The organism is Cedecea sp. NFIX57, assembly GCF_900177785.1.
In the GTDB taxonomy this organism is placed as follows: Bacteria; Pseudomonadota; Gammaproteobacteria; order Enterobacterales; family Enterobacteriaceae; genus Cedecea; species Cedecea neteri_C.
Genome location: NZ_FXAS01000035.1, coordinates 12,499 through 37,022, shown reverse-complemented (window position 1 = coordinate 37,022; position 24,524 = coordinate 12,499). Strand labels below are relative to the sequence as shown.

General features: G+C 60.3%; 31 protein-coding genes. All 31 read left to right on the top strand.

Annotation, left to right across the window (positions count from 1 at the left end; genetic code table 11):
- Positions 1-570 precede the first annotated feature (570 nt).
- The 31 genes from B9Y90_RS21820 to B9Y90_RS21670 all read left to right on the top strand — a co-directional run bounded on the left by B9Y90_RS21820 (position 571) and on the right by B9Y90_RS21670 (position 24,509).
- Positions 571-1,311 carry a helix-turn-helix transcriptional regulator gene (locus tag B9Y90_RS21820; RefSeq protein ID WP_176227893.1) on the top strand — a complete coding sequence of 247 codons (741 nt, stop codon included), beginning with the start codon at positions 571-573 and terminating at the stop codon, positions 1,309-1,311.
- A gap of 252 nt (positions 1,312-1,563) precedes the next feature.
- Entirely contained in the window at positions 1,564-1,773 is a 210-nt protein-coding gene (locus tag B9Y90_RS21815; protein WP_085542581.1) for a TraY domain-containing protein, read from the top strand.
- A gap of 264 nt (positions 1,774-2,037) precedes the next feature.
- A complete protein-coding gene (locus B9Y90_RS21810; RefSeq protein WP_085542580.1) occupies positions 2,038-2,220 on the top strand; it encodes a hypothetical protein in 183 nt (60 codons plus the stop codon).
- 81 nt (positions 2,221-2,301) lie between these two features.
- Complete coding sequence (locus tag B9Y90_RS21805) at positions 2,302-2,643, top strand: type IV conjugative transfer system pilin TraA (RefSeq protein ID WP_085542579.1); 342 nt, start codon at positions 2,302-2,304, stop codon at positions 2,641-2,643.
- An 11-nt stretch (positions 2,644-2,654) separates the two neighbouring features.
- The gene (gene traL / locus B9Y90_RS21800) at positions 2,655-2,960 is read left to right on the top strand and encodes a type IV conjugative transfer system protein TraL (protein ID WP_085542578.1); all 306 of its coding nucleotides are present in this window, start codon (positions 2,655-2,657) and stop codon (positions 2,958-2,960) included.
- 11 nt (positions 2,961-2,971) lie between these two features.
- Entirely contained in the window at positions 2,972-3,541 is a 570-nt protein-coding gene (gene traE, locus B9Y90_RS21795; RefSeq protein ID WP_085542577.1) for a type IV conjugative transfer system protein TraE, read from the top strand.
- Entirely contained in the window at positions 3,522-4,247 is a 726-nt protein-coding gene (locus B9Y90_RS21790) for a TraK domain-containing protein (protein ID WP_085542576.1), read from the top strand. Before traE ends, B9Y90_RS21790 begins: the two co-directional genes overlap by 20 nt.
- Positions 4,244-5,632, top strand: coding sequence for an F-type conjugal transfer pilus assembly protein TraB (gene traB, locus B9Y90_RS21785; RefSeq protein ID WP_085542575.1), 1,389 nt, complete (start codon positions 4,244-4,246; stop codon positions 5,630-5,632). Before B9Y90_RS21790 ends, traB begins: the two co-directional genes overlap by 4 nt.
- Positions 5,629-6,012, top strand: a complete 384-nt coding sequence (locus B9Y90_RS21780) for a hypothetical protein (RefSeq protein WP_085542574.1) — start codon at positions 5,629-5,631, stop codon at positions 6,010-6,012. Before traB ends, B9Y90_RS21780 begins: the two co-directional genes overlap by 4 nt.
- A 15-nt stretch (positions 6,013-6,027) precedes the next feature.
- Positions 6,028-6,294 (top strand): ParE family toxin-like protein, encoded by a 267-nt coding sequence (locus B9Y90_RS21775; protein WP_085542573.1) that lies wholly within the window; start codon positions 6,028-6,030, stop codon positions 6,292-6,294.
- Between the two features lie 11 nt (positions 6,295-6,305).
- On the top strand, positions 6,306-6,575 hold the full coding sequence (locus B9Y90_RS21770; protein WP_217808994.1) for a hypothetical protein: 270 nt from the start codon (positions 6,306-6,308) through the stop codon (positions 6,573-6,575).
- Positions 6,576-6,848: 273 nt separating this feature from the next.
- Entirely contained in the window at positions 6,849-7,106 is a 258-nt protein-coding gene (locus B9Y90_RS21765) for a hypothetical protein (protein WP_139827451.1), read from the top strand.
- The gene (locus tag B9Y90_RS21760; protein WP_085542570.1) at positions 7,096-7,599 is read left to right on the top strand and encodes a conjugal transfer protein TraP; all 504 of its coding nucleotides are present in this window, start codon (positions 7,096-7,098) and stop codon (positions 7,597-7,599) included. The genes B9Y90_RS21765 and B9Y90_RS21760 overlap by 11 nt, the downstream gene beginning before the upstream one ends.
- A complete protein-coding gene (locus B9Y90_RS21755) occupies positions 7,577-7,963 on the top strand; it encodes a hypothetical protein (protein ID WP_139827450.1) in 387 nt (128 codons plus the stop codon). The genes B9Y90_RS21760 and B9Y90_RS21755 overlap by 23 nt, the downstream gene beginning before the upstream one ends.
- Before the next feature lie 31 nt (positions 7,964-7,994).
- Positions 7,995-8,426, top strand: a complete 432-nt coding sequence (locus tag B9Y90_RS21750; protein ID WP_085542568.1) for a hypothetical protein — start codon at positions 7,995-7,997, stop codon at positions 8,424-8,426.
- 68 nt (positions 8,427-8,494) lie between these two features.
- On the top strand, positions 8,495-8,866 hold the full coding sequence (locus B9Y90_RS21745) for a TraV family lipoprotein (RefSeq protein ID WP_085542567.1): 372 nt from the start codon (positions 8,495-8,497) through the stop codon (positions 8,864-8,866).
- Positions 8,863-11,469 (top strand): type IV secretion system protein TraC, encoded by a 2,607-nt coding sequence (gene traC / locus B9Y90_RS21740; protein WP_254902730.1) that lies wholly within the window; start codon positions 8,863-8,865, stop codon positions 11,467-11,469. Before B9Y90_RS21745 ends, traC begins: the two co-directional genes overlap by 4 nt.
- Positions 11,457-11,906: a type-F conjugative transfer system protein TrbI gene (gene trbI, locus B9Y90_RS21735; protein ID WP_085542565.1), complete on the top strand. Its 450-nt coding sequence runs from the start codon at positions 11,457-11,459 to the stop codon at positions 11,904-11,906. The genes traC and trbI overlap by 13 nt, the downstream gene beginning before the upstream one ends.
- Complete coding sequence (gene traW / locus B9Y90_RS21730; RefSeq protein ID WP_085542564.1) at positions 11,903-12,571, top strand: type-F conjugative transfer system protein TraW; 669 nt, start codon at positions 11,903-11,905, stop codon at positions 12,569-12,571. The genes trbI and traW overlap by 4 nt, the downstream gene beginning before the upstream one ends.
- A complete protein-coding gene (traU, locus tag B9Y90_RS21725) occupies positions 12,568-13,566 on the top strand; it encodes a conjugal transfer pilus assembly protein TraU (protein WP_085542563.1) in 999 nt (332 codons plus the stop codon). The genes traW and traU overlap by 4 nt, the downstream gene beginning before the upstream one ends.
- A 44-nt stretch (positions 13,567-13,610) precedes the next feature.
- Positions 13,611-13,913, top strand: coding sequence for a type II toxin-antitoxin system HigB family toxin (locus B9Y90_RS21720; protein WP_085542562.1), 303 nt, complete (start codon positions 13,611-13,613; stop codon positions 13,911-13,913).
- 4 nt (positions 13,914-13,917) lie between these two features.
- Positions 13,918-14,280, top strand: a complete 363-nt coding sequence (locus tag B9Y90_RS21715) for a helix-turn-helix domain-containing protein (RefSeq protein WP_085542561.1) — start codon at positions 13,918-13,920, stop codon at positions 14,278-14,280.
- A 154-nt stretch (positions 14,281-14,434) separates the two neighbouring features.
- On the top strand, positions 14,435-15,052 hold the full coding sequence (trbC, locus tag B9Y90_RS21710) for a type-F conjugative transfer system pilin assembly protein TrbC (protein WP_085542560.1): 618 nt from the start codon (positions 14,435-14,437) through the stop codon (positions 15,050-15,052).
- Positions 15,049-16,872: a type-F conjugative transfer system mating-pair stabilization protein TraN gene (gene traN, locus B9Y90_RS21705; protein WP_085542559.1), complete on the top strand. Its 1,824-nt coding sequence runs from the start codon at positions 15,049-15,051 to the stop codon at positions 16,870-16,872. The genes trbC and traN overlap by 4 nt, the downstream gene beginning before the upstream one ends.
- Positions 16,872-17,720, top strand: coding sequence for a type-F conjugative transfer system pilin assembly protein TraF (gene traF / locus B9Y90_RS21700; protein WP_085542558.1), 849 nt, complete (start codon positions 16,872-16,874; stop codon positions 17,718-17,720). Before traN ends, traF begins: the two co-directional genes overlap by 1 nt.
- A 123-nt stretch (positions 17,721-17,843) precedes the next feature.
- Entirely contained in the window at positions 17,844-18,377 is a 534-nt protein-coding gene (gene trbB / locus B9Y90_RS21695) for a type-F conjugative transfer system pilin assembly thiol-disulfide isomerase TrbB (protein ID WP_085542557.1), read from the top strand.
- Positions 18,378-18,395: 18 nt separating this feature from the next.
- On the top strand, positions 18,396-18,773 hold the full coding sequence (locus B9Y90_RS21690) for a hypothetical protein (RefSeq protein ID WP_085542556.1): 378 nt from the start codon (positions 18,396-18,398) through the stop codon (positions 18,771-18,773).
- A complete protein-coding gene (traH, locus tag B9Y90_RS21685) occupies positions 18,766-20,121 on the top strand; it encodes a conjugal transfer pilus assembly protein TraH (protein WP_085542555.1) in 1,356 nt (451 codons plus the stop codon). The genes B9Y90_RS21690 and traH overlap by 8 nt, the downstream gene beginning before the upstream one ends.
- Before the next feature lie 2 nt (positions 20,122-20,123).
- Positions 20,124-22,967 carry a conjugal transfer mating-pair stabilization protein TraG gene (traG, locus tag B9Y90_RS21680; protein WP_085542554.1) on the top strand — a complete coding sequence of 948 codons (2,844 nt, stop codon included), beginning with the start codon at positions 20,124-20,126 and terminating at the stop codon, positions 22,965-22,967.
- A complete protein-coding gene (locus B9Y90_RS21675; RefSeq protein WP_085542553.1) occupies positions 22,964-23,869 on the top strand; it encodes a hypothetical protein in 906 nt (301 codons plus the stop codon). The genes traG and B9Y90_RS21675 overlap by 4 nt, the downstream gene beginning before the upstream one ends.
- Positions 23,870-24,026: 157 nt before the next feature.
- Positions 24,027-24,509: a lytic transglycosylase domain-containing protein gene (locus B9Y90_RS21670; protein ID WP_085542552.1), complete on the top strand. Its 483-nt coding sequence runs from the start codon at positions 24,027-24,029 to the stop codon at positions 24,507-24,509.
- Positions 24,510-24,524 lie beyond the last annotated feature (15 nt).

The window sequence follows — 24,524 nt, the reverse complement described above, 5'->3', positions numbered from 1 at the left end:
CTTGACAGAAATCATACGGCGAACGGGGAAATATCTCCGGTACGCTATGAACAGATGTCTGATAAAAAAGTGTCCTGATTAACTTGACCAGAACACCTGGCTACCACCTGAGTGATGAGCAGGCTTTTCTTTCTGAAAGGATTTTCACGTTCCGGTGTGACTGAAATGACCGGCATGCATGGCTGAGAGATCAATCGCTGCCTGCGCGAACTGATAATCGCTTTCGGTGTGCGAAATTACAATGAAGTTATTTCGGTTTGTTACAGGAAAGGTTTTTATAACCTGATCCCGGTGCAGGCTCTTATTCAATAGAGTTACTGGACACGGTTGTTCAACGCATATAAACGATTCAGACTTGCAGCAAATAAACGCTGCACCTGCATGATTTTTGGGGGGAGTACATGAGTATTCAACGGACAGAAATAATCCTGGCGATATCTTATTGCTGTGATAAAGTGACGGTGCAGCATAAAATGATGCTGCCTCAAAATATAACGTTGCGCCCGTATGATGGGTTTAGGCCCCATCATACGAGCTAACCAAAAACCACTCAGTTTAAGGAAGATGGTTATGGCTGCTCTCGATCCTATGGATCTCACCGCCGGATCACAAGGCTTTCATCAGGATTTTTACCGTTTTTATAAAGAATTCAGTGGGGTATGGTACATAAAGTCCGCAGATCATTATCTGATGGATACCAGCCTTGCGTTTTCGGCCCGATTTTTCCCACAGATAACCCCCGTTGCCGGGATGACGGATCAGGACGTTTTTGCTGCCCCGAAGCATAACATCAGGCGGATGCATGAATTTGAAAAGCGAACGATGGCGTCCGGGAAAGAAATGCTTCTTTTCTCGTGGGGGTATTTCAATGACATCAATGGCGTTAAGTCATTCATCGTCAGGCTGGTTCCCCTTCTGCTTGAGGGAAATAAATGTACCCTGATTTTCCTTATAGAACTCTCCTCCCTCGAACAAGCTGTTGACTGGTTGCCGATCATTATTCCGGAAACTAAACAAGAGCCTCTTAATATTATTGGTCGTGGCAAATTTTGTGGTGTGTCACCTACATCTTTTTTGACCGAGAAGGAGTGGGTTGTTGCCTGGCTAACTGTTGCGGACAGATCCAACCGATGGATAGCTGAATATATGAAAGTATCCAGACAGGCGATAGATCAATGTCTCCGTAATATCTATCTGAAGCTTAACATTGCTGACAGGGAGGAGCTCTTACACTTTTCCAAGCTCTATGGCTGGCTCAATATTATTCCTGAGCAGTTTGTTTCTGAGCCCACGCTACTACCGCTTGGATAGGATTATCTCGGTGGGGATATTCCCCGCCGCCTTGCGATAATGAATGGCGCTTCAGCGAAAGCGGCAACTTGGGAATTGATTTTTATCAAAAGCATAGTTGATAGAAAATATATCTTCATGTGTGAAAAAGATATAATTTCTTTTAATTTAATGAGATAGAAAGTGCTGTATAAATTCACATTGGTCAGGTGACCAAGTAACAAAATAAATTTTTTATGAAAGAATTTCTCCACCTAACAAGGAGAAATGTTTATGTCCACACCCATCAACGACCCTGAGCACCCGGCCAATAACCCGGTGAGTACCCGCATTCTGCTGATGCGACCCGCCAGCGACCTGCTGACGCTGGCCGCGAAGAAGGCCGGGCGTACCCGCGCTGTGGAGGCGCAGCTTCGGCTCTACCACAGCCTGAAGACCATTCCCGTGCTGACAGATGATCCACACGACATTCTGACGCTGTAGTGTTCAGCCCGGTCGCCGCGACGGGCTGACACCGGTCGCCGCGACGGGCTGACACCGGTCGCTGTTCGTCCCAAATAACGTGTTTTGCATGACCCGCTTTTTTATTCCCGAAAAAGCGGCGGGCTTCCCTTTGCCCGAACCCCGTCGGGGCAGCGTTGCCCCACGACAGGTGTGACACCCTGGGGCGGTAGCATGCCCGTTTCCCGGCGGGGCTTTTTTCTTATTTCGGCGTTTTTCCCCGGCTTATTTTCACTGGAGGTCTGCATGTCCCCGGAAATAAAACACTGGCGTGAACAGGTGATTGCCCTCTCGGCGCTGAAGCTGCGCTACCAGCGCCTGTGCGGGGATGCGCGCGCCCGCAGTTGCGATATCGCGGACCTCCTGGTGCAGATAGAGCAGTGCCGGGTGAAGTGCCCGTCGGGTAAAGCCGGTTTACGGCGCCCCTGAGACACCATTTTTACAGCGGGCGGGTTAGCGAGTCCGCTGTAACAACGTTGTTTTAACTCACTGTTTCAGAAGGATTCAATAATGGAAGTGGTACTGAATCACCACGGCATGCTGTCCGCCGTGAAGCAAAAGGTGTTCCGCCGGGAGGTGGCGCACATTCTGGTGATGACCCTGCTGGCCTGCGCGCTGTTCCTGGTGCTACAGCACGGTGCCTTTGCGGCGGCGACCAAAGACCTGCTCAAGGTCGGGGATGACGCGGTGAAGGGCACCTTCGGGCAGGACTCCTCCCTGATGAAGTGGCTGCTGATTGGGGAGGTGGTGGTGGCCATCGCCACCTATATCGGGACCCGCAGCTTCAAGGTGCTGGGCGGCATTATCGTGCTGTCCGTGTTCATTAACGTGGCGTTCGCCATCATCGGATAAGAGGGCGCGTTGTGTCGGGAGATGAACTGAAAAAATTTCTTTTCCCGAAAACGCTCGGGGAGCAGATGCGGGTTTTCGGCATGCCGCTGGATGAGTTTATCCCCTCTGTTCCCCCGTTTCTGATTGCCATCTGGGAGAAGCATGCCCTGGGCGGGCTGATTTACGGGGTGCTCGCCTGGCTCTTCATTCACTGGCTGAAGCGGGGGAAGGGCAGCATGTGGCTGTACAACCTGCTCTACTGGTACCTGCCGACGGAGCTGTTCCGGGTGGTGTACCGCAAAATTCCCGGGTCCTGTTTTCGGCAATGGATTAAATAAAGGCGGTAATCATGTCCTTAAAAGCGAAGGTGTCCGGTGCCACGGTGGTGGGATACCTGGTCGTCGGGCTGTTCAGCCTGCTGGCGCTGTCGATAACCGGCAATATTTACCTCGGCGTGACCAACCGCTCTCTCGTCAACCAGCGGGAGAAAATTGTGGTGCCGATGGCGTTTAACGCCCCGTTCGTGGTCTCGGAGAATCAGGCCAGCGCGCCCTTTCTGCAGATGATGGCCCTCTCCTTCCTTTCCCTGCGTCTCAACGTCTCCCCGCAGACGGTCGACCAGCAGCATGCGTTTCTGCTGTCGTTCGTCCGCGCCGGGGCGCGGGATAAATTTGCCCCGGTGCTGACTCAGGAGGCGAAGCGCATCAAGGACAACGACGTGACCTCGGCCTTCTATCAGGACGCCATTCAGGTGTACCCGGCCGCCGGGGTGGTGGATATCCGGGGCGTGCTGAAGACCTGGATTGGGCACAGTCAGCCGCTGTCGGAAATTCGTCACTACCGGCTGATGCTGGATTACCAGGCCGGGGTGACCACGATAGAGAAGTTCATTGAGGTAAATGATGCAAAAGCTCAGTAAGGCTGCCCTGGCGGTGCTGGCCGGGTTACTCCCGGGAGTGGCGATGGCCACGGGGCCGGTGTCGCTCCGGGGTGAAAATGGCAGCACCTTCACCGTCCCGGTCAGCCAGGATAACCCCAACGTGCTGATGGTGCAGGGGGAACGTATCGCTGCCCTGACCAGTAAGGGCAGCGATATCCCCGGGGCGGAAAAAACCGGGAACGGGGCCATGCTGTTCTACGCGGTGGTCGGACACCCCTTCACCTTTGTGGTGGAGACCGAGTCCGGGCAGGTGTTCTCGCTACGGGCCATGCCGGTGAAAGGGCAGGGGCGGGTCTACCGCATCACGTCTGCCAGCCTGCTAGCCCGTCCGGTGGCGCAGGCCCGGGAGCGCAGCGAGGCGTACGAGTCGCTGCTGATCGCCCTGAGCCGGGGGGTTCTCGACGGGCAGATGCCGGACGGGTATGTGCTGGCTGACGCTGACCCGCAGGACGTGGTGCTCCCGGTGGTCGGGCGGGCCACGCAGTTTCAGGTCTGGCGCGGGGACAGCCTGCAGGTTGAGCGCTATCGCCTCACCAATACCGGGGCACGCCCTCTGGCGCTGCGCGAGCAGGCTCTTCAGGCCCCCGGTGTGCGGGCCGTGATGTTCTGGCCGCGGTCGGCCTCGCTGCCCGCCGGGGCCACAGTCACCCTGACGCTCATCCGTGAGCAGGCGGTGGCTCCATGAAAAACATCAATATTCAGACCAAAAGAAAGCAAGTGGCTATCCTGGTGGCGGTGGTGCTGGGCCTCGGGACGCTCGGGGGCGTGGGCTGGTATGGCATGACCCGACACGCCGAACCGGCGGACAGTCCGCCCCCGGGCGAGCCTGCGCCGGACATGACCGGGGTGGTGAACGCCACCTTTGACGACAAGCTGCAGTCCCATGCCGTCGAGGAAGTCCAGCAGGTGGGGCGCGACGTCAACGAGAAATTTAAAACCATGGAAGGGGAAATCCGCACGCTCTCCGACAGCAATGCAGAGCTGCAGCGGCAGGTGGAGAGCCTGCGGGTGACGAATGACAACCTGAAGCTGGCCGGGGGAGCGGAGAAACCAGCAGGTACTGCCCCGGTGCCGCCGGTCTCTCCGACGACGCCGGGGCAGGCGTACACCGGCAGCACGCCCCTGCCACAGGGCGCCCCCGGGCAGCCGCCGGTGCGCTACGACGGGATGGGTATCCCGCCGGAAGGGCAGGTGACGCTGATGCCCCCTGACAGCGGGCTGCATCGCCAGACGTTTACCCCGCCTGCCGCCCCGGAAAGCTTCCACTTCCCCTACATCCCGTCAGGCAGCTTTGCGCAGTCGGTGGTGCTGGAGGGGGCCGATGCCAATGCGTCGGTAACCGGGGCGCAGAACACCTCGCCGATGCAGCTGCGCCTTACCGGCAAAATCCAGATGCCCAATGACAAAGAGTTCGACCTGACCGGGTGTTTTGTCACGCTCGAAGCCTACGGGGATGTGTCGAGTGAGCGGGCGGAGGTCAGAACGCACAAGCTCAGCTGCAATATTGGCCAGGAGGTCATTGACCAGGCTATTCAGGGACACGTCTCCTTTATGGGCAAGAACGGCATCAAGGGGGAGGTGGTGATGCGTAACGGCAAGGTCCTGGGCTTTGCCTGGGGGGCCGGGTTCCTGGAGGGCATTGGCAAGGGCGTTGAAAGTGCCGGGACAACGACGGTAGGGATGGGGGCCACGGCGTCACCGGGCGCGGGCGATATCCTGAAAAGCGGCATTGGCGGCGGCACCAGTTCGGCGGCGAAGACGCTCTCGGAGTATTACATCAAACGCGCCGAGCAGTACCACCCGGTTATCCCCATCGGGGCGGGGAACGATGTCACCCTGGTCTTCAACGATGGCTTCCAGATACAGACCGTGGCAGAGGCGCTGAAGGCGAAAGCCGGGGCCGCAGCTGCCGGGGACGCCTCTTCAGGCGCAGGCAACGCCGGGAGCGCGATGTCCTCCGCCAGTAATGCGGTGAAGAACACGCTCAATGACCTGCGTCGGTACAAGCTGGGGGACATTGTGTCACCTGATGCCGGGTCCCTGCCGGTGCCGGAGGGTCAGCAGCCATGACGCTCCCCCGGGAACAAAAGCGGCTGGCCTGGCGATGCCTGGGGCAGGATTTGACCGGCCCGCGGGCGCTTTACCACGGACTGAAGCTGCTGCGCCGGAGCCTGCTCTGGTGGGGCAGCCTCAGCGTATTGCTGCTGATGGTGCAGGCCACCGGGTTTCTGCTGCAGGTGGCGGCAATGCCGGCGGCACCAACGGCCTGCGCCCTGCCGCTGATTCTGGCGGCTCGCCACACCATCCAGCTCTGGCAGCTGTCCAGCGCCGGGCGTCTGGCGGGCATGCTTGCCCTCTGGCTGAGCGTGAAGCAGACCCTGGGGGATTATGGCCTGCAGCTGCGCGCAGTCATGGACAGTGCCCGACATCCGTTCGACCCCCGCCGATAACCCCAGGAGTCGCGTATGCCCAGGACGAATGTTGTGGAGGCCGTACCCGGCCTGACGCTTGCTTCCCCGGCGCCCCCGGCCTGCCTGTCGAAAGCCAACCGGCAGGTGATGGCATTCCGGGAGGGCGCGCACAATTACTGCCAGCTGAAAGACCGGCGCCAGAAAGGGGTACTCAAAATCAATGTGGGCCCTTTCTGGCGGCTGTTCAGCCGGAATAACGGCGAATCGTGGGTCCTCATGACTCACGAGCGCTATGACACTGAAAGAAAAAAGAAGAGGTAACAACAATGGATATGAATAAAAGATATCACGTGATTTCCCTGGTGATGGTCGCGTTGCTCTTTGCCCTGACGATTTACCACTACCTGATGCTGCAGGAGATGCGCACCCTCACCGGGCTGCTGATTGATGTGCGCAACAGCGCCATGGAAATACAGTCTGCCCCGCCAGATTGGGGGGTGCCACATCCGCAGCACCCTGCGGTTGCCCCTCGCGGGCATCTGCCTGGCGCGGTGCTTCCTGCCCCGTCGTCTGCGCCATCGCCAGCCTGTGGCGGAGAGTGAGCCGCTCGCCTTCGGCCTCCATATTCCAGCCTTATCGTCTTGTTATCTGAGGAAATTATGATGAATAAAGTCAAACCCTTGCCCCCGTTCACACTGACACATCCGGCCAGCCGCGGTCCGGCAGCCCCCTTATCCGCGACCCGGGCACGGAGGGACAGCGACAGCTCACCGTGCAGGCGGCGCTTCCCGATGTGTCGCCTGTCTCAGCGGCATGGCTGGCCCGCATCATCGAAGAAAACTGTCCCGTACGCATCGTTTACGGGACAGAAAAACATGACGCATAACCTGATGCCCTCCGTGGAGTATGCCCTGCGATGGCTGGGCTGGGGCGTGTTGTGGCTGGTTATTCTCCCTCAGGTCGCCATGATGCCAGCGACACTCCTGGGGTTCTGGTCATCTCATCCTGAGTGCGATCCGATGCGTTTCTATGTTGTGTTCTGGCTGTTGATGGCCCCGGTATGCGCCATCCTGGGCAGGGTAGCGGGGTGGCGGCTGCCCCGACAGCCGGGGGGGAAACATCATGCCGCGTAACCTGATGACCTCTGTGGGGTATGCCCTGCGGTGGCTGGGCTGGGGTGTGCAGTGGCTGGTAATCGCGCCGCTGGGCACCCTGACCCTGGCGGTTGTGGTGCTCGCGGGGCAGGGCGGTGAAACGCCCGGCCAGATGCTGGTGCAGTACGCCGAATCGGTCAGCACAAGCAGCGCCAGCGGCGTCTGGTTTTATGCGCAGTGCGCACCCAGGGATATTCCTGCCCCCGGGGAGCCTCCCGCCCCGACGGCCCCCTGCCCGCAGGTGAAAACCGATGCAGCCGGATATGCCGCGTACATCGACCGGACGCTGGCGCACCTGCTCCGGATTTCCTGGCTCACGTTCGCGGCGCTGTATGCCAGTTTCGCCTGGATGACCGGGCTTGTGCCTTCCCGTGGGAACCGACAGGGTCTGGCGGACGGCCGTTCTGCGCAGTTCAGATACGGGCGCCCTGCGAACGACCCCGCTGAACATGCTGAATATAAGGACAAATAATCTGATGAAAAAATTCCTGCTTCCCCTGCTGGCGGGCGCCTGCCTGCTCGCCGGTTGTACCCGGGCTAACCCGGGCGCTGAGCATCCCACAATGACATCCGGCGAAGACGTGACGCAAAACTGGCTCAACAGCCTGGCGCTCGTCCAGCCCGACGTGACCCGTGTCCTCACCGACGTGCGGGCTACCCGCCAGGCGGCCTGCCATGAGCAGCTGGACAAAGTGGCACTCTTCGCTGTCGCGGAGAACAGCCCGGCCTTTGCCCGACTGCTGCGCCAGGCCACCCTGCATCCCGACGCCCCGCAGGCATACCGGGCCGGGCTCAGGGCGTATGCCCGGTGCGATGTGGCGGCATCATCCATTTGATTTTTCACTGTGGTGAATAAAGGAAAGCGCAATGAAAACGGTTGATAACGATGCAACAGAAACAAAACACCATGTGGTTATCGGGGCCGAACACCCCGTTGTCGGGCCGCTGTATTTTGAACTTATCCCGGACAGCGAGGCCGGGCCGTCGGATATTTATCAGCTGACGGACACCCTCGGGCGGGCCGATGTCTTTGATGCCGACTGGCGGGCGTGGTCGCTCCCGTATACCCATGAGAGTAAGCGTCCGTCTTACGAAGACCTCGTCCTCGCCATGCACATTGAGCATATCGACTGGCATGATAACACCGAAATTCAGCGTATCTGCCAGGTTCACGGCCTCCCGGTTCAGGATTTGAGGCAGTGGAGCCAGGACTTACGCCGCTGGAAAGATATCCCGGTGGTGGCCGACCTGGACTGCACCGGAGATGACTATGAGGCGGTCTCGCTTCTCACGGTCTGAGTGAAACGCGCCTCGTCCTTTCTCACTGTTTGTGCTGTTCATCCCCTTTATTTTCAGGAAAAAACGTCATGACCCGATTGATCCTGCCTTTACTGGCAGGGGTGTGCCTGCTTGCCGGCTGTGCCGGGGCAAAGTCTGATTTTGGCTGCAATGCCACCTCCACCGATAACTGTATGACCATTGAGGCGGCGAACCGCCTGGCGCGCCAGAAAGCGAGGGCGGCGGCCGCAAAGCCGGATGCGACGCGGTTGCCCGCCCCGGCTGAACCTGGTCGTCCCCTGAGCCTCCTGAACGCCGTGCGGGCCGGGCAGCCGGGCCCGGTTCGCCTGCCGGAAGGGACCGCCACCGTCTGGGTGGCCCCGTGGGTGGACAGCCAGGACAGCTTCCATGAGCCGGGCCGCCTGTCGTTTGTGGTGAAACCGGGGGAATGGCAGCCGTGAGTCATCAAACCGACGATGTGTTTACCCAGACGCTCACCCGGCTGTGGCATGCCGTGCGCGCCCCGTCCGGGGCGACGGCGGCCAACCGGGCGCTGGAGAACCTCAACTACCCCCGGCTCAGCAGTCTGCTGCCGTACCGCGGCTTTGATGCGGAGTCCGGGCTGTTTATCAACAAAAGCACGGTGGGTTTCCTGCTGAAGGCCACGCCGCTTATCGGGGCCAACACCCATATTGTGGAGGTGCTGAACGACCTGGTGAAAAGCAAGCTGCCCCGCAAAACGCCCATCAGCTTTCATCTGGTGTCGAGTCCCCTGATAGGGGATGACCTCGATCGGGGGCTGGCGGATTTTGCCTGGCAGGGCAAGGAGGAAAAGAAATTTAACGCCATCACGCGGGCCTACTACCAGCGGGCGGCCCGGACCCGCTTTGCCACCCCCACCGGGCTGCCGCTGACGCTGCGGAACTACGAGCTGTATATCGCGTACGCCGTGAAGCGTAAAGCCAGCCGGGCGGCGACGATCACCACCCTGGCGCACCTGATGAAGGTGGTCCGGGCCACCCTGGACTCGGCGAAGCTGCTCACGGAGGTGGTGGATGAATCCGGCCTGCTGAATCTGGTGAGCAGCCTGGTGAACTATCGCCCGGACCAGCTGTACCCCCCGGCGCTGGAAGTCGCGCCGTATGACGACCTCAACATGCAGTGCGTGGAGAACGGGATTGATTTTGCCGTGCATCCGGCCCACCTCACCGTCACGCTGCCGGAGCCCGAACGCGCGGGCCAGGTCTCCTCCGCCCGGGCGATAAACTTTCTGCTGGATAAAAACCCTGACCTGTTCCTGCTCTGGCAGGGCGGGGAGAACATCAGCAACCTGCTCAACCCGGACCTCTCCATCCCGTTCCCGTTTGTGCTGACCTTTACCCTGGAAGCCGAAGACCAGGTGGCCACCCAGAACGAGGCCAACCGTAAATTCCTCGACCTGGATCGCAAGGCCGCCAGTACGCTGGCCAAACTCCTGCCGAACCTTGTCACCCAGCGGGACGAGTGGCAGGCCATCCGGGGGCGGCTGCTGAGTGGGGACAGCTGCCTGGTCCGCCACTACCTGAACATGACGGTGTTCTGCCGGGACAGCGACGATGACGCCCTGGTCTGCGGGGAAAAGGTCATCAACACCTTCAAAAAGAACGGGCTGAACCTTTATTCCCCCGGTTTTATGCAGCACCGGGACTGGATGGCGATGCTGCCCTTTATGGCCGCCGAAGGGCTGTGGAATGACCTGAAGGCCACCGGGGTGACCCACCGCTGCGAAAGTATTCAGGCGGTGAACCTGATCCCGGCCATCGCCGACAACCGCCTGTGCGAGAAGGGGATGCCGGTGCCGGGGTACCGGGGCCAGCTGGCCTTCCTGGATCTGTTCGGGAAGGGGATGGGGAACACTAACAACAATATGGGCGTGACCGGCACCTCCGGGGCCGGAAAGACCGGCATGGTGCAGCCCCTGCTGCGCAGCATCTTGGACGACGGGGGCCTGGTGTGGGTGTTTGATATGGGGGACGGCTACAAGTCCTTCTGCGAGAACATGGGCGGGACCTACATCAACGCCGCCACGCTGTCGTTTAACCCGTTTGCCGGAGTGACGGATATCAGACTGTCCGGGGAGCGTATCCGCGACCAGCTGTCGGTCCTGGCCAGCCCCGACGGTAATCTGGATGAGGTTCACGAGGATCTGCTCCTGGACGGCGTCATGGCGGCCTGGACGCAGAAAGGCAACGCCGCGCATATTGATGATGTGGTGGACTACCTGAAAGCTGAAGTGGTGCTGACCCGCGAGGCGGGGGCGGAGAGCATTGCCCGGCGGCTGGACGAGATTATTCGCCTGCTCGGCAAATACTGCCGGGGCGGCCTGTACGCCGACTACTTCAACAGCGACAAACCCGCCCTGCAGAATGATGCCCGAATGGTGGTCCTGGAGATGGGCAGCCTGCAGGACCGCCCGGCGCTTCTGGTGGCGGTCATGTTCTCCCTCATTATCTATATCGAGGACCGGATGTACCGTTCCCCGCGCAACCTGAAGAAGTGCTGCACCATCGATGAGGGCTGGAAGCTGCTGAACTTCAAAAACGAGAAGGTGGGGCACTTCATTGAAACCGGCTACCGCACCGTCCGTCGCCACAACGGAGCGTTCATTACCATCACCCAGAACATCAAGGACTTTGACTCGGATGACGCATCCTCCGCGTCGAAAGCGGCCTGGGGTAACTCGGCCTTCAAGGTCATTGCGAAGCAGGATGCGGCGGAGTTTAAAACCTACTGCGAGCGCAATCCCACGCAGTTCAGCGACCATGAGCGGCAGATTATTGAGCGTTTCGGGGATGCAAAGGACCAGTGGTTCTCCGCCTTTATGCTGCGGACCGGGGCGGTCAGTTCGTTCCACCGGCTGTTTGTCGATCCCCTGAGCCGGGCGATGTTCTCCTCGAAGGGGGAGGACTTTGAGTTTCGTGAAGCCCGGCTGGCGGAGGGCTGGCACCTCCACGACGTGGTGTATGCCCTGGCGAAGAGAAATTTCCCTGATGAAATGAAGGAGCTTGAAGCATGGCGCCTCTGAATACGCCTGTTCCGCAGGCGCAGCCTGATGCCCCCGAATCGTCTCCCCGTTCCCCCTCACAACCGCGGCGCAGCCGGGTCGGGTACCGTCGGGGCCTGATGCCGGCGCTGCTGGTCCTGGGGACGGTGGCGATAAACGCCGGCATCACCCTGTGGCTGGTTTCCCGCCATCTGCCTGAGACGGTGACCTTCGACATGAAAACCACCGTGGACCGCTTTATGGACCAGTCGGCCCGTCACCATCTGGACGAGACGGCCAGCCGGGCGCTGACGGCCCGCTTCACCGCCAGCCTGAACCAGAGCCTGACGGCCTGGCAGGCCTCACACCATGCCCTTATCCTCGTGAAACCGGCGGTGGTGGGCGGGGCGGACGATATCACGCCGGCGATCCAGCAGGATGTGGCCCGCCGGATGCGTACTGACCGGGGGCAGCCATGAGGCATAGTGACCATCTGCCCGTCCGTAGCCTGCTGCTTTCTGCCTGCGTCTTACCGGCGCTGTGGCTTTCGCTCCCGGCAGCAGCCCGGGACTTCGGCACCCGGGGCGACCTCTACCCGGTGGCCGAGCAGGATATGCTGGTCTTTATTCAGCAGCGGCTGCACGCCATGCAGGCTGGCGGCACGCTGGCGCAGATGCAGGCGGCGACAGAGAAGCGGATTGCCGCGCACGTCCTGCGCCCGACGCCGGTGCCGGGCCTGCACCGGGCTGTGAAAGCGGCGGTGGACGATATCGACCCGTCCGTGACCGTGGATCACGATATCGCGGATAGCCACGGGGTGGTCTTTGCCCGTCGGGGGGAGCGTATCAACCCCCTGACGCACGTGGCCTTCCGGGAGACGCTGTACTTTATCGACGGGGATGACAAAGCGCAGGTGGCCTGGATGGCGCAGCAGACGCCGGAGACCCTCGCCAGCAAAATTATTCTGGTGAACGGCGACATAAAAACCACCGGCGAGGCGCTGAACGCACAGATGTACTTTGATCAGAACGGGGTGCTCACCCGGAAGCTGCATATCACCGCGCTCCCGGCCCGGGTCACCCTGGCCCCTGACGGGCAGCACCTGCGGGTGGAGACTCTGGTGGTGACGGGGGCGACATCATGACGCTGAAATCACTGGCGCTGGCCACGGGCATGGCGCTCGGCCTGACCCTGTCGGGGGGCGCAACTGCCGACGGCCCGGCCTGCGGGGGGCATTTTGTTAACCCCATCACCGATATCTGCTGGGAGTGCCTGTTCCCGGTTTCGATTGGCAGCGCGGCGGTGTCGACCGGGAAACTGGCCGATACGGAAAACCCGGCCTCGCCCATCCAGCTCTGCCCGGTCCCGCCCCCGGTGTTTAAGCGGGTGGGGCTGGCCATCGGCTTCTGGGAGCCGATGGCCATCACGGACGTCACCCGCTCGCCGTTCTGCATGGTGAACCTGGGCGGCGTGCAGCTGAAAATCGGCCAGGTGGGGCTGGGCGTGGGCACCCAGGAGAGCAAGGATCTGCCCTCGGTCTTCTACCACGTCCACTGGTACAAATACCCGCTGGTCTCGTGGCTCAATATCTTCACGGACATGGGCTGTATGCAGGGCGGGGACATGGATATCGGGTACCTGACAGAGCTTGACCCGTTGTGGAACGATGACGCGCTGGCGCTCATCATCAATCCGGAGGCGGCCCTGTTTGGCAACGTGGTGGCCCAGGGGGCATGTGCGGCGGATGCGGTGGCCAGCATGGTGAAACCGGTTGACCCCCTGTTCTGGTGTGCCGGGGCCCACGGGTCGCTGTACCCGTTCACCGGGACCGTGACCAACCAGTACAGCCCGGCGTCGGCGTCGGTGCTGCTCTCCGAGCGGATGGCCTACAAGCTGCATCGCCAGGGGATGATCATGGAGAGCGTGGGGCACGATGTGGCCGTGTGCTATGAGTACCCGTCCCCGGTTATCCCGAAGAGCCGCTGGCGCTACCAGATGGTGAACATGCTCCCGGACGCGCTCGCTTGCCACCCGTTCGGGCAGAGCACCCTGACCTGGGAGACCGGCCACCTGCCGCCCAATGACCGTGAGAACTACGGCTACCTGATGTGGCGCAAGCGGAACTGCGTGTATCTGTAATCACGATTATTGTTATAGTCCCGTTTTGGGACTATAGTTAACGGGTGAAAATTATATCCGTTAAAACCCTGAAGGATTTTTGGGCGGTGAATCCTGATGCAGAGCAACCGCTGAAAGCCTGGGTGGATGAAGTCAGTAAGGCTGACTGGAAGACACCGGGAGAGATTAAGGCGCAATACCGCCACGCCAGCATACTGAAAAACAGGCGAGTGGTATTCAACATTAAGGGAAATGACTACCGATTAATTGTCGCAATTGCATACCAGAGGGGCTGGATGTTCGTTAAGTTTATCGGCACTCACCGGGATTACGATCGGGTGGATGCTGAAACTGTTGAGCTGGAGTAACACGATGAATATTAAACCTGTCAGAACTGAGCAGGATTACGAAGAAGCGCTTCGGGCCGTTTCTCCCCTGTTTGATAATGAACCTGAGCCAGGCTCACCTGAAGGCGACTTCTTTGAGATCATGTGCTTGCTTATTGAAGAGTATGAAAAAAAACACTACCCCATTGATCCCCCGGAGCCTGTTGAAGCTATCAAATTTCGGATGGATCAAATGGGATTAACGGTCAGGGATCTTGAGCCCGCTATTGGCCAGTCTAACCGGGTGTATGAAGTGCTTAACGGCAAGCGTAATTTAACGCTGCCGATGATCCGCCGCCTGCATAATCAGTTTGGCATTCCCCTGAAAAGCCTGGTGGGGGGCTGCTGATGTTGCCGGGTATCCTGCCCGGCTAATTTGTTTCTCTGTCGTTTTTTATCACGAAGCCACCCGTGCCCCGCGGGTGGCAACACTTTCCGGCCATCCCGATATCACTTTCCCGCTGACCGGGATCTTTTCAGACCTGCTTTAAAGGCTATTCCTCATGAAATCATTGCCTGTCGTACTCCTGGCGGGGTGTGCCTGCCTGTGCCATGCCGGTGTGCCGGATGACCGCGCCTTTCTTTCTCAGCTGCAGGAGAACGCGGCCCGGCTGCGTCATCAGGACTTATCGTCCGTGGTGGGGGCGCTGCCTGCAGGTCAGCTCTCCGGCGCAGACCGGGACTTTATCGCCCGGCTGCAGCAACAGCAGCAGACCCGGCTGGCGCAGGGGGCGGCGAAGCCGCAGCCCGCCATACAGTACTTTGTCTCCTTCTCTATCCCCCGGGAGGGGCTGGCCATCATGCTGGCCGATGCCGACCGGCTGCACATCCCCGTCAGTATTCGCGGGATGATAAACAACAACTTTCGCCAGACCGTCAGCGCGGTCTTCGATATGGCCCGGAACGGCAACCGGGGCGGGGTGCAGATTAACCCGGTGGGGTTCCGGCAGTTCGGCATCACTGCCGTGCCCGCGCTCGTGGTGACCTGCGAGGGGCACACGGACCGGATTGCCGGGGATATCCGCCTGGACGCGCTGCTGGAGAAGGTGGCGAAAGAGGGCGACTGCGCCCCGGTGGCCCGCCATGCGCTGGAGACGGCCAGAAGGGAGGCGACGCGATGAGCCGGGGAAGGCGGGCGGCCGGGATGATGATCCTGGTCCTGCTCCAGGTCGGGGGCTGTCTGGCGCCCCTCCCGGCAGGGGCGAACGACGACTTTAACCGGGGCATGCAATATGCCCGAAGCGTGCAGGGGAAGGGCCTGGACAGCCTGAAAACCTTTAAGCCGGAGGAGACGTTGCCCGGCTATAACAGCCAGCCGGACGCGACAAAATACTACGGCGGCGTGGAAAAGGGGGGCCAGGACATGACGGCCCCGGGCACGTCCACCCTGAATAATGCAGAGTGGGGGAAGGCGGTGCTGGATTCAGGCCGCAGGCAGCCGAAGGACATGGTGACCCCGGACTCCCCCTTTCTGAAGAACGCGCAGGCGGCGCAGACGAATGCGAAGGCGGTCTTCGACCCGAAACTGTGCCAGGAGAAAACGTACCAGAAAAACGTGTTCACGAATGTTGTCTGCGACCGCGACCTGCAGGTCCAGCAGACCTGCACCCGCACGGCCGGGGTGGCGTGGGACAGCGTCAGTGGTACTGCCCGGCAGCAACTGGTTGTCAGCACCTGGACGCTGCCGGCGGTTGTCACCCGCGAATCAATCTCAGGCACCTGGACCGCGCCTGTCTCCGGCCAGATAACCCGCATTACCTACCGCTTTGACGCTCAGAATATGGAGGGAGCTGCCGTGGTGTACTCTGCCTTTGGCAGCAGTTTCAGTATGCCGCTGGACCAGGCGGGTGCCGGGGTACTGAGTTCGCCGCTGCAGGCGGTGACGGCGGGACAACAGGTGGTGTTTTCGCATTCCGGGATTGCCGGGGCGTGGGACCTGACACAGCTGCTACCGGTGCAGTTCATCGTGGATATTGACGTGCCTGCGCAGGTCTGGCAGCCCCGGGTGACGTGGAGTGAAAGCTGCCCGTTTGATAAGGCGGAAGGTCACCTGACGGGGTCTCAGTGTATCCAGCCCGGAGGCGACCGGGTGGTGTACCAGGCCGGTAAGCCCTATACCGTCCACCAGGACTGCTGGCAGTGGCGGGACAGCTATCTTACCCAGAGCGACAGTGAGGGCACCTGCGGGGCGTACCTGCACAACAAAGCCTGCAACGTGGTGAAGCAGCAGTGTGCCGATGCCGCCGACGGGGCCTGCCTGCACGCCAGCGTGACCTTCTCGTGCGCCTCGACCGTGCAGGGCAAAGGGCAGGTGTGCGGGGACGAACTCTTCTGCACCGACGGCAACTGTATGCTGGATAATAACAACAAAAACAAAATGTTTGCGAAAGCGGCCTCAGAGCTGGCGGCGGTGGCCGCCGCCGGGAAGGATGTCGCCGACCTGAACAGCCAGACCGTCCATATTTTCACTGGCAAGGCCCGCACCTGTAAGAAATTCGCCGCCGGGTTCAGCAACTGCTGCCAGGATGACGGCTGGGGGAAACAGGTGGGGCTGGCGAACTGCAGCAGCGAGGAGAAAGCCCTGGGGGAGGCGAAAAACCGGCGCCTGACGGTCTATGTCGGGGAGTACTGCAGTAAGAAGGTGCTCGGCGTGTGTCTGGAGAAGAAGCGGGGCTACTGCGAATTTGAGTCGAAACTGGCTCAGCTGGTGCAGCAGCAGGGCCGGGCCTGGCAGCTGGGGATCGGGTTTGGCTCCGGCGAGTCGCCTGACTGCCGGGGCATGACGCCGGAGGAGCTGCAGCGTATCGACTTCTCCAGAATTGATTTCTCGGTGTTCTACGCCGACCTCAACAGTCACTCGGCTATCCCGCAGGATGAGGCCCTGCAGGCGCGGATGCGTCAGCGTATGGACGCGATGTTCAGCCACGGGAGCAGCCACTGATGCGTAGCCGTTCCTTTCTCTCTCTGCTTTCCCGGCCCTCACGTGGGTTTCGCCCGGCGCTCACCGGTGGGGTACTGACGCTGGTCACCCTGTTCACCGGCGTGGCCCCGGCCAGCGAGGCACAGCCCGACCACCGTCAGGGGGGCTTCCCGGATAAGGTGGCGCAGGGCTGGCACTGGTACAACGAGCCGGTGGCCCCGGTCACGCCGGAGGCGCCCCCGGCGCAGCCTCCGCTGGCGGTGACGCCGGAGAATGCTACGGCGCTGATGACCCGCCTGCAGGCGGCCACCCGCGAGGCGCAGAACCGGGCGCTGATGTTCCCGTCGGCGGAGAACTTCCGCCGCTACAAGCTGCTGCAGGATTTCTGGGTGGAGAAATCCTCCCAGTTTGCCCAGACCTCCAAAGAAGCCCTCCTGAAGTACCCGGAGCTGGACTACAACACCCGCTTCAGCCACTACAACAGCACCGCCGCCGTGCGCCAGGCACAGCACGTGGACCGGCAGAAAAAGGCCATCCGCGAATTATCGGCCCGAAACGGCCTGTTCTACTTCTACCGGGGCCGGGAGCCGGTGGATGTGCTGATGGGTGTGGTGGTGCGCGCGTTTGTCCGGGAGTACGGCATCAGCCTGATTTACGTGACCGTGGACGGCAAGGTGGCCCCTGAGCTTTCTGGCTCCCGGCCGGATAACGGGCAGAGTACGCGGATGCACATCACGCAGTTCCCGGCGCTGTTTCTGGTGAACCCCGGGAATGCGCAGTACCAGCCGCTGGCGTATGGCTTCCACGCCCAGGAAGACCTGGCCGAGCAGTTCCTTCTGGTGGCCTCCGGCTTTGCCCGGGACTTCTGATGCCGGGGTGCAAAAGCGCCTGACGCGCTGCGCTTGTCCCCCGGCGCATCGGCCCGGAAATCATTCCGGGCCTCTCCCCCGGGCCGGATGGCCCGCTTTATTCCTCCACAACAGGTGAGACCTATGCGATTTACTGTCTTTCTTTCCCTGGTCCTGACGGCCTTCACTGTCAGCGCCACTGTCAGCGCCACCACCTGGGATGACATTGCCCGGCTCGAGGCACAAAAGCTGGCGCAGCACTCCCCGCCGGTCGTGTCGCAGGCCGTGCCGTCGCCGGTGAACTGGCGGCTCAGCGACGGCCGGGTCGTGAACCTGCGCGACTGGAAGGTGGTGCTGTTCATGTCCTCCACCTGTCCGCACTGCCGGGCCTTTGACCCGGTGCTGAAGACGGTGGCCCGGGCCTCCGGTCTGTCGGTGTTCCCCTACACCCTGGACGGCCACGGCGATACGTCATGGCCGCAGGCGGTGCCGGCCCCGCCGATGGTGGTGACCGAGTTCTTTGCCCAGGGGCTGCCCATCGCCACCCCCACGCTGTTTCTGGTGAACGCCCACACCATGCAGACGTATCCGGTGCAGCAGGGGGAGAGTGACCAGCCCGCCTTTATTGCCCGCCTCGACGAGGTGTTCCGTTTTGCCCTTGATAACGTAACCCACTAAGAAAATTAAGGAGATACCATGAAATTATCCAGTCGTGATACCCAGACCACCACGGTGTTTGTGCTGACTGGCGTTGCCTTTCTGATGGCGGCCGTGCTGTCCCGGCAGCTGTGGATGGCCATTTTTGGCAGTCTGTATTCCCCGGGAGCGCAGGGGCTGGTCAGCCCTGAACTGGCGGCCCGGACGGGCGCGATAGAGAATGCTATCAACCTGACGATGTACATCATGCCGTCCGCCTTTGCCTGCCTGGGCGTCGGGCTGCTGGTCTCCGGCCTGCTCTGGTATGTGCTGTCGACGCTGGGGGCGTGGTACGGGGAACGTCACGCCCGAAAACTGCAGGCCCGGCTGGTTTATAACGACAATCCGGATGCGGGGGACCGTACTCACCATGAATAAACGGGTGCTTGCGGTACTTGTCGCCTGCCTGTCGGTGTCCACGGCGCACGCCAGCCTGAACGACGACATGAATCACTTCTTTAACCATCTCGGCTATGCGCAGAACACCACCACCCCGAAGGTCTGGCAGGGGCAGGCGGCAGGGTATGCCACCGGCGGCGGGCTGTATGCCCGCACGTCCACCAAAGATATCCAGCTGGTCTCCCTGCAGCTGCCGAGCCTGAACGCCGGGTGCGGGGGCATCGACATGTTCCTCGGCTCCTTCTCCTTTATCAGCAAGGACGAGTTCATCCAGTTCTCCAAATCTATCCTCAGCAACGCCCCCGGCCTGTTCTTTGACCTGGCCCTCAAGACCGTCACGCCCCAGCTGGCGTCGGCGAAAGACTTTCTGCAGAAACTGGCCTCGGACGTGAACGGGGCCAACATGAGCAGCTGCCAGGCCGCCCGGGCCATTGTCGGCGGCCTGTGGCCGCAGACCCAGGAGAACGCCTCCGCCATCTGCGAGACCATCGGGACCGACTCCAGCTTCTTCTCGGACTGGGCGGCGGCCCGGCAGGGCTGCGGGACGGGGAACCAGTACAAAAACATGGCCGGGAAGGCCGGTCCCGCGATGGCCGACCAGGTGCTGCGCGACAAGAACCTGATGTGGGATGCGCTCGACCGCCACGCCATGTTTATGGGGAACAAGGAGCTGAAGGAATTTGCCATGAGTATGACGGGCACCCTGATTTATGACGACGGGGGCAAACCCCGCTGGCTCCCGCCGATGGGGGCGCGGGATGACATTATCCACGCCCTGCTGCACGGCGGCAGCGCCAGTATTTACGTCTGCAACGACAGCAGCTGTCTGAATACCACCGTCGCCAAAGTCACCATCAGCGAGGATAACGGGCTGAGCAAACGGGTGAGCAAACTCCTGACCAGTATCAGCAGTAAAGCGCAGGATGACCTGCCGCTGAGCGAAGAGGAGAAGGGGTTCATCACCTCCACCTCGATACCGGTGCTGCACTATCTGGTTAACCCCCTGGCGCTGGGCGTCTCAAACACGCTGATGCTCCAGCTCGCGGACTACATCAGCTTCGACATTCTGGTGCAGTACCTGCAGGAAATCATGCTGCAGGCGCGGGTGATGCTCTCGGGGCGCAACTACCCCGGGGTGGCGATGCACTCGCTCGAGGACAGCATGCAGGACACCAACCGGCAGATAGCCACCCTCCAGGCACGCGAACAGGTGCAGCAGAGCGCCCTGATGGTGGTGGACCGCCAGATGAGCTATATGCGCCAGCAGCTGTCGGGTCGCCTGCTGGAGCGCTACCAGAGTAACTACCATTTTGTCGGAGGACAGTAACCATGCAGGCGATTTTCACGATCACCGGCGGCGGCTGGCTCGCCGACACGCTGAATGCGGTGGCGGCGTTCACCGCCTCGGCCACCTGGGGCACGCTGCTGAAGTGGGCGGGGATACTCTCGGTGGTGGCCGTGGTCTGGAGTTGGGTGCAACGGCGGAACATTTTCACCCTGCTGAAATGGCTGGCGATGATTATTCTGGTGCCGGGCGTGCTGGTTGTGGGCAAGACGTCGGTGCAGGTCATCGATATCACCGACCCGACGGGCGTGTACGCGGTGGATAACGTCCCGGTCGGCCTGGCGCTGCCCGCCTCGCTGCTGACCGCCGTCGGGTATGGCATGACGGCGGCGTTTGACGACCTCTTTCACCGCCCGGACGCGGTGACCTACAGCCGGACCGGGCTGCTGTTCGGCGCTGAGCTGCTCAGTACCAGCGCGGATTTTACCTTCGCCGACGGCGATGTCTCTGGCCAGTTCTCCGACTACGTCCAGAACTGCGTTATCGGCGATATCTTCCTGAATCACAAGTACTCGATGGAAGACCTGATGAACTCCCCCGACCCGTACGGGCTGATATTCTCCCGGCCCAGCCCGCTGCGTGGGGTGTTTGATAAAGGCGGGAACTTCCTCACCTGCCAGCAGGAGGCGACGATACTCCAGAAAGCCATCGGGAATGAGGTGACCGACGGGCACGGGAAAACCTACACCTTCTGGGTCCGGAAGCTGTTTGGCACCGGCGTGAAATCGGACGCGCTGATGGCCACCCTGCTCAGCGGGAGCTACGACTACTTCTATGGCGGGGGCCGCAGTGCGGCCGATATCATGCGCCAGAACGTGGTGATGAACGGCCTGCGTCAGGGCATCAGCGCGTATGCCGCCCGCAACGGGGATGCGGCGGGGTTGCTGAACATTGCCACGGCGATGGAAACCGAGAAGCAGACCTTGCAGCAGACGGTGGGCGCCCGGGTAGGGATGCGATACCTGCCGATGATGCAGACGATACTGTTCGGGCTGCTGCTAGCCCTGTTCCCGGTGATTGTGATGCTGGCCATCAGCAGCCTGCTGACCTGGACGGTGCTGAAAAACTACCTGCTGGCCATGGCCTCCCTGCAGATGTGGCCGCTGTTGTTCGCGATACTCAATAACGCGATGATGTTTTTCATGAAATCGGCGGGGGGCTATGAGATGACGCTCTCCAACCTGTCTCAAATTCAGCAGCAGCACAGCATGATGGCCAGCACCGCCGGGTGGCTGTCCATCATGATACCGCCGATGTCGTGGATGATAATGAAGGGTCTGGGCAGCGTGGCCGTGCAGGCGGGCGGCAATCTGGTCGGCATGATGCAGGGCGGCACGGCGCACGTCTCGTCCCAGGTGGCTGACGGCTCGTATGCCCTCGACAACATGCAGACCGACAACGTGCAGGGCAGCAAGTGGGACACCAACAGCACCTGGGCCAGCGGAAGGATGGATCGCCAGCTGGCGAACGGGGCCATGGCGGGGACCACGCAGGACGGGACGACCATTATGACGGCGTCACAGTCTAAGCTGCCAATAGACATGAACTTTGGCCGGTCGGTGGGCATGACGGCGCAGCGGCTGGCGCGGGAAAGCCAGGTCCAGGCGGAAACCGCGCTGCACGGGGCGAACCATGCGATGAACAGTGCCTACAGCCAGGCGAAACAGTTCTCTGCCCAGCACGGGAACAGCGACACGCTGGGCCAGCACACGGATAACTCGCAGACCGCGCAGGCCTCAAAAAGCCTGGATGCGATGCAGTCGGCGGCGCATGATTATGCTACCCGGCATGGCATCAGCGAACAGGATGCGTGGGCGGAGATAGAGAGCAAGTCCCGTCAGGGTGAAGCAGAGGCCCATGCAGGGGTATCTGCAGGGAACTCTGCAGTCGGGAAGCTTGCGAAACTGACCTTTGGCGTGGACGCCGGTACATCCGGAAAACTGTCGGCCAGCAGCGGAAGTCAGAGTACCGTCGATCAGCGGCAAACTGGCAGTACGGATCACACCCGCAGTGCCGATGCCAAAGATATGCGGGACTTTAAGGCAGGGATGCAGACCCTGCAGAGCTACCGGGCAACCCATTCGGCTGACCACAACGACAACAGCTCGGCCTCGCAGCTGGAGCAGATTGGGACCACGCTCAGCGTGGCGGACAGCCAGTATCAGCAGTACACCAACAGCCTGAGCCGCAGCCACGAGTACAGCCGGATGGCGTCCCTGTCAGAGAGCGAAACGGCCCAGCAGAACAGCAACCTGTCGCAGGAGTTCGAGGGGTATGTAGAGAAGCTGGCCCCGGCAGAGGCAGAGCGTATTCTGACCAACGCATCGGACGAAAATGTACGTCATGAGCGTGAAGCCCTGGCCGATCGCTTTGTGGAGGAGAAGCTGCGCGCCCGTATTGAGGGAGACTTTGACCAGAGCCGGGCCACGCTGGGGAGCGATATGGCGACCGTTTCACCGGCCACCGGCAGCCCCGGTCAGGCGGTGAGTGACGGTAACGAAGAGATCGCTCGCCGGGCGCAGGGGGCCGGTATTCAGGGCGATCAGCATCAGGCGGTCAGCGCGGAACATGCGCAGGATCAGCAGCATATTCAACAGACCAGCGGAAAAATTGAGCAGGGTCATAAAAGTCTGCAGCAGGAAGGCGATAAGCTGAAAGTCGAGCAGAGTAAAGCGCATAAGGAATTTGCGGACTCTTATAACAACGCGAGTCTTCACCAGGATGCTTTGGATCTTAAAGATAAGGACGGCAATGTTTCCATATTGAATGGCCGAAACCCTGGCAACATTGCAAATGAGGCTAAAAGAATGAAGGAGGGTAAAGAATGATTAATCGCGGACAAGCTGTAATAGTTACGTGCAATGTATTGTTCGCTTTTGCTATTGGCATTTTTACATATATGCATAGTGCTGTAGGAGCAAAATGGTCCTTTGTTTTTTTTGTTATTCCATTGCTGGTATCTACTGTTTTTATTAACTCTGTATATCAGCGGCTTAGTTTTAAGCATAAAGCCGCCTTTATTAAAATCTATTTTTGCGGGACGTTTTTATCGCTGCTATTTGGTGCTGATCGAAATTTAGTCGATTTTGACATAAAGTTTTCCTTGTGTCTGCTTGCCTCAAGTTTACTTGGTTCACTTATTTTTTTATTTCTGGCCTCACATTATGGAGAAGCTGAATTACGAGTGTTGGTAAAGGAAAATGCGCCGAAAAGAATTGTAGATAATCTTATTCAGCATGTTTTAGCTAAAAAAATAGAGAAACAGATTGAAGGTAAAGTCGATCCCCGTGTCACTTCACGGGTGGCCAGTTCGCTGGCTGCAGGGGCGCTTTCTGAAAGTCTGGCCTCAGGGGGCGGCGCGTTGTCCGTTGATCACCTGACGACGCAGGCTGCAGGGCTTGCCGGGGCAATATCCTCTGTCGATATGGGTAGCCACTTTTCCGATGATTTGCTTTCCCGGGCCATGAGTATTGCCGATCACCACATTGCCGCGTTTGATGCCGGGCACTGGCAGACATCCGGCCCGATGGGGATGGACACTAACCCGGCCACCGGGCTTCCCATGATGGGAGGCGGCATTGATATTGGCGGTGATGCCTTTGGTTCTTCCTGGCACCATGACCATTCTCTGTCGTCGCCGTCATTTGATAGCCATTATTCTGACCCGTTTCGTGACAGTTCCGGCGGAATAAACACCGGCAGCAGCTTTGATGATTTCAACCGTTACTGATAAATAACCCGACAGCCCGGCTCCTGGGCTGTCTGATGTTAGTAAAATCATTCGCGTGTGCAGTGCAGCAATAAAAAGGTAAGCCATTTCCGGCTTACCGTCCCTCTCTTTATATCACGATCACGGCCGCCGTGATCTGCCGACAATAATACACATTATGCGACTACTGAATATTCTGACACTGGCCGTTGTCTGCCTGTGTGCCGGGCATGCCCAGGCATATTGTTTTGCCCGCGCCGGACAGCGATACCATATTGATCCGCTGCTGCTCGAGGCCATCGCCATTCACGAAAGCGGCCTGCAGGCGGGCGTGGTGAATAACAACGCCCCCCGGCTCGGGCGTGATTACGGCGTGATGCAGATTAACAGCCATCACGTTCCGGAGCTTGTCCGCCTGGGCGTCATCCGCTCGGCGCAGGATCTGCTGACTGACCCGTGCCTCAACGTGCAGGTGGGGGCCTGGATACTCGCCCGCCACCTGCAGGTGTGCGGGGTGAACTGGAACTGCCTCGGCTCCTATAACGCCGGGTTCGCCGCCCGGACCCGGGGCCGCCGCGACCACTACGCGAGCGACATTTACGCCCTTTATTACCGTCTGAACACCCGTCGCCTGCGCCAGGCAGGCCACCCCGTTATTTAACGCTTCCTCTTCGGA

What these genes read in the sequence shown, in the direction of transcription:
- B9Y90_RS21780 (WP_085542574.1), top strand. Translation starts at nt 5,629, where the DNA reads ATGACGCTCCCCCGGGAACAAAAGCGGCTGGCCTGGCGATGCCTGGGG.
- traW (WP_085542564.1), top strand. Translation starts at nt 11,903, where the DNA reads ATGAGGCATAGTGACCATCTGCCCGTCCGTAGCCTGCTGCTTTCTGCC.
- B9Y90_RS21815 (WP_085542581.1), top strand. Translation starts at nt 1,564, where the DNA reads ATGTCCACACCCATCAACGACCCTGAGCACCCGGCCAATAACCCGGTG.
- B9Y90_RS21775 (WP_085542573.1), top strand. Translation starts at nt 6,028, where the DNA reads ATGCCCAGGACGAATGTTGTGGAGGCCGTACCCGGCCTGACGCTTGCT.
- traG (WP_085542554.1), top strand. Translation starts at nt 20,124, where the DNA reads ATGCAGGCGATTTTCACGATCACCGGCGGCGGCTGGCTCGCCGACACG.
- B9Y90_RS21770 (WP_217808994.1), top strand. Translation starts at nt 6,306, where the DNA reads ATGAATAAAAGATATCACGTGATTTCCCTGGTGATGGTCGCGTTGCTC.
- B9Y90_RS21765 (WP_139827451.1), top strand. Translation starts at nt 6,849, where the DNA reads ATGACGCATAACCTGATGCCCTCCGTGGAGTATGCCCTGCGATGGCTG.
- B9Y90_RS21760 (WP_085542570.1), top strand. Translation starts at nt 7,096, where the DNA reads ATGCCGCGTAACCTGATGACCTCTGTGGGGTATGCCCTGCGGTGGCTG.
- B9Y90_RS21750 (WP_085542568.1), top strand. Translation starts at nt 7,995, where the DNA reads ATGAAAACGGTTGATAACGATGCAACAGAAACAAAACACCATGTGGTT.
- B9Y90_RS21670 (WP_085542552.1), top strand. Translation starts at nt 24,027, where the DNA reads ATGCGACTACTGAATATTCTGACACTGGCCGTTGTCTGCCTGTGTGCC.
- B9Y90_RS21810 (WP_085542580.1), top strand. Translation starts at nt 2,038, where the DNA reads ATGTCCCCGGAAATAAAACACTGGCGTGAACAGGTGATTGCCCTCTCG.
- B9Y90_RS21715 (WP_085542561.1), top strand. Translation starts at nt 13,918, where the DNA reads ATGAATATTAAACCTGTCAGAACTGAGCAGGATTACGAAGAAGCGCTT.
- B9Y90_RS21820 (WP_176227893.1), top strand. Translation starts at nt 571, where the DNA reads ATGGCTGCTCTCGATCCTATGGATCTCACCGCCGGATCACAAGGCTTT.
- traH (WP_085542555.1), top strand. Translation starts at nt 18,766, where the DNA reads ATGAATAAACGGGTGCTTGCGGTACTTGTCGCCTGCCTGTCGGTGTCC.
- B9Y90_RS21675 (WP_085542553.1), top strand. Translation starts at nt 22,964, where the DNA reads ATGATTAATCGCGGACAAGCTGTAATAGTTACGTGCAATGTATTGTTC.
- trbC (WP_085542560.1), top strand. Translation starts at nt 14,435, where the DNA reads ATGAAATCATTGCCTGTCGTACTCCTGGCGGGGTGTGCCTGCCTGTGC.
- B9Y90_RS21690 (WP_085542556.1), top strand. Translation starts at nt 18,396, where the DNA reads ATGAAATTATCCAGTCGTGATACCCAGACCACCACGGTGTTTGTGCTG.
- traN (WP_085542559.1), top strand. Translation starts at nt 15,049, where the DNA reads ATGAGCCGGGGAAGGCGGGCGGCCGGGATGATGATCCTGGTCCTGCTC.
- traU (WP_085542563.1), top strand. Translation starts at nt 12,568, where the DNA reads ATGACGCTGAAATCACTGGCGCTGGCCACGGGCATGGCGCTCGGCCTG.
- trbI (WP_085542565.1), top strand. Translation starts at nt 11,457, where the DNA reads ATGGCGCCTCTGAATACGCCTGTTCCGCAGGCGCAGCCTGATGCCCCC.
- B9Y90_RS21805 (WP_085542579.1), top strand. Translation starts at nt 2,302, where the DNA reads ATGGAAGTGGTACTGAATCACCACGGCATGCTGTCCGCCGTGAAGCAA.
- B9Y90_RS21755 (WP_139827450.1), top strand. Translation starts at nt 7,577, where the DNA reads ATGCTGAATATAAGGACAAATAATCTGATGAAAAAATTCCTGCTTCCC.
- B9Y90_RS21745 (WP_085542567.1), top strand. Translation starts at nt 8,495, where the DNA reads ATGACCCGATTGATCCTGCCTTTACTGGCAGGGGTGTGCCTGCTTGCC.
- B9Y90_RS21790 (WP_085542576.1), top strand. Translation starts at nt 3,522, where the DNA reads ATGATGCAAAAGCTCAGTAAGGCTGCCCTGGCGGTGCTGGCCGGGTTA.
- traB (WP_085542575.1), top strand. Translation starts at nt 4,244, where the DNA reads ATGAAAAACATCAATATTCAGACCAAAAGAAAGCAAGTGGCTATCCTG.
- traF (WP_085542558.1), top strand. Translation starts at nt 16,872, where the DNA reads ATGCGTAGCCGTTCCTTTCTCTCTCTGCTTTCCCGGCCCTCACGTGGG.
- traE (WP_085542577.1), top strand. Translation starts at nt 2,972, where the DNA reads ATGTCCTTAAAAGCGAAGGTGTCCGGTGCCACGGTGGTGGGATACCTG.
- trbB (WP_085542557.1), top strand. Translation starts at nt 17,844, where the DNA reads ATGCGATTTACTGTCTTTCTTTCCCTGGTCCTGACGGCCTTCACTGTC.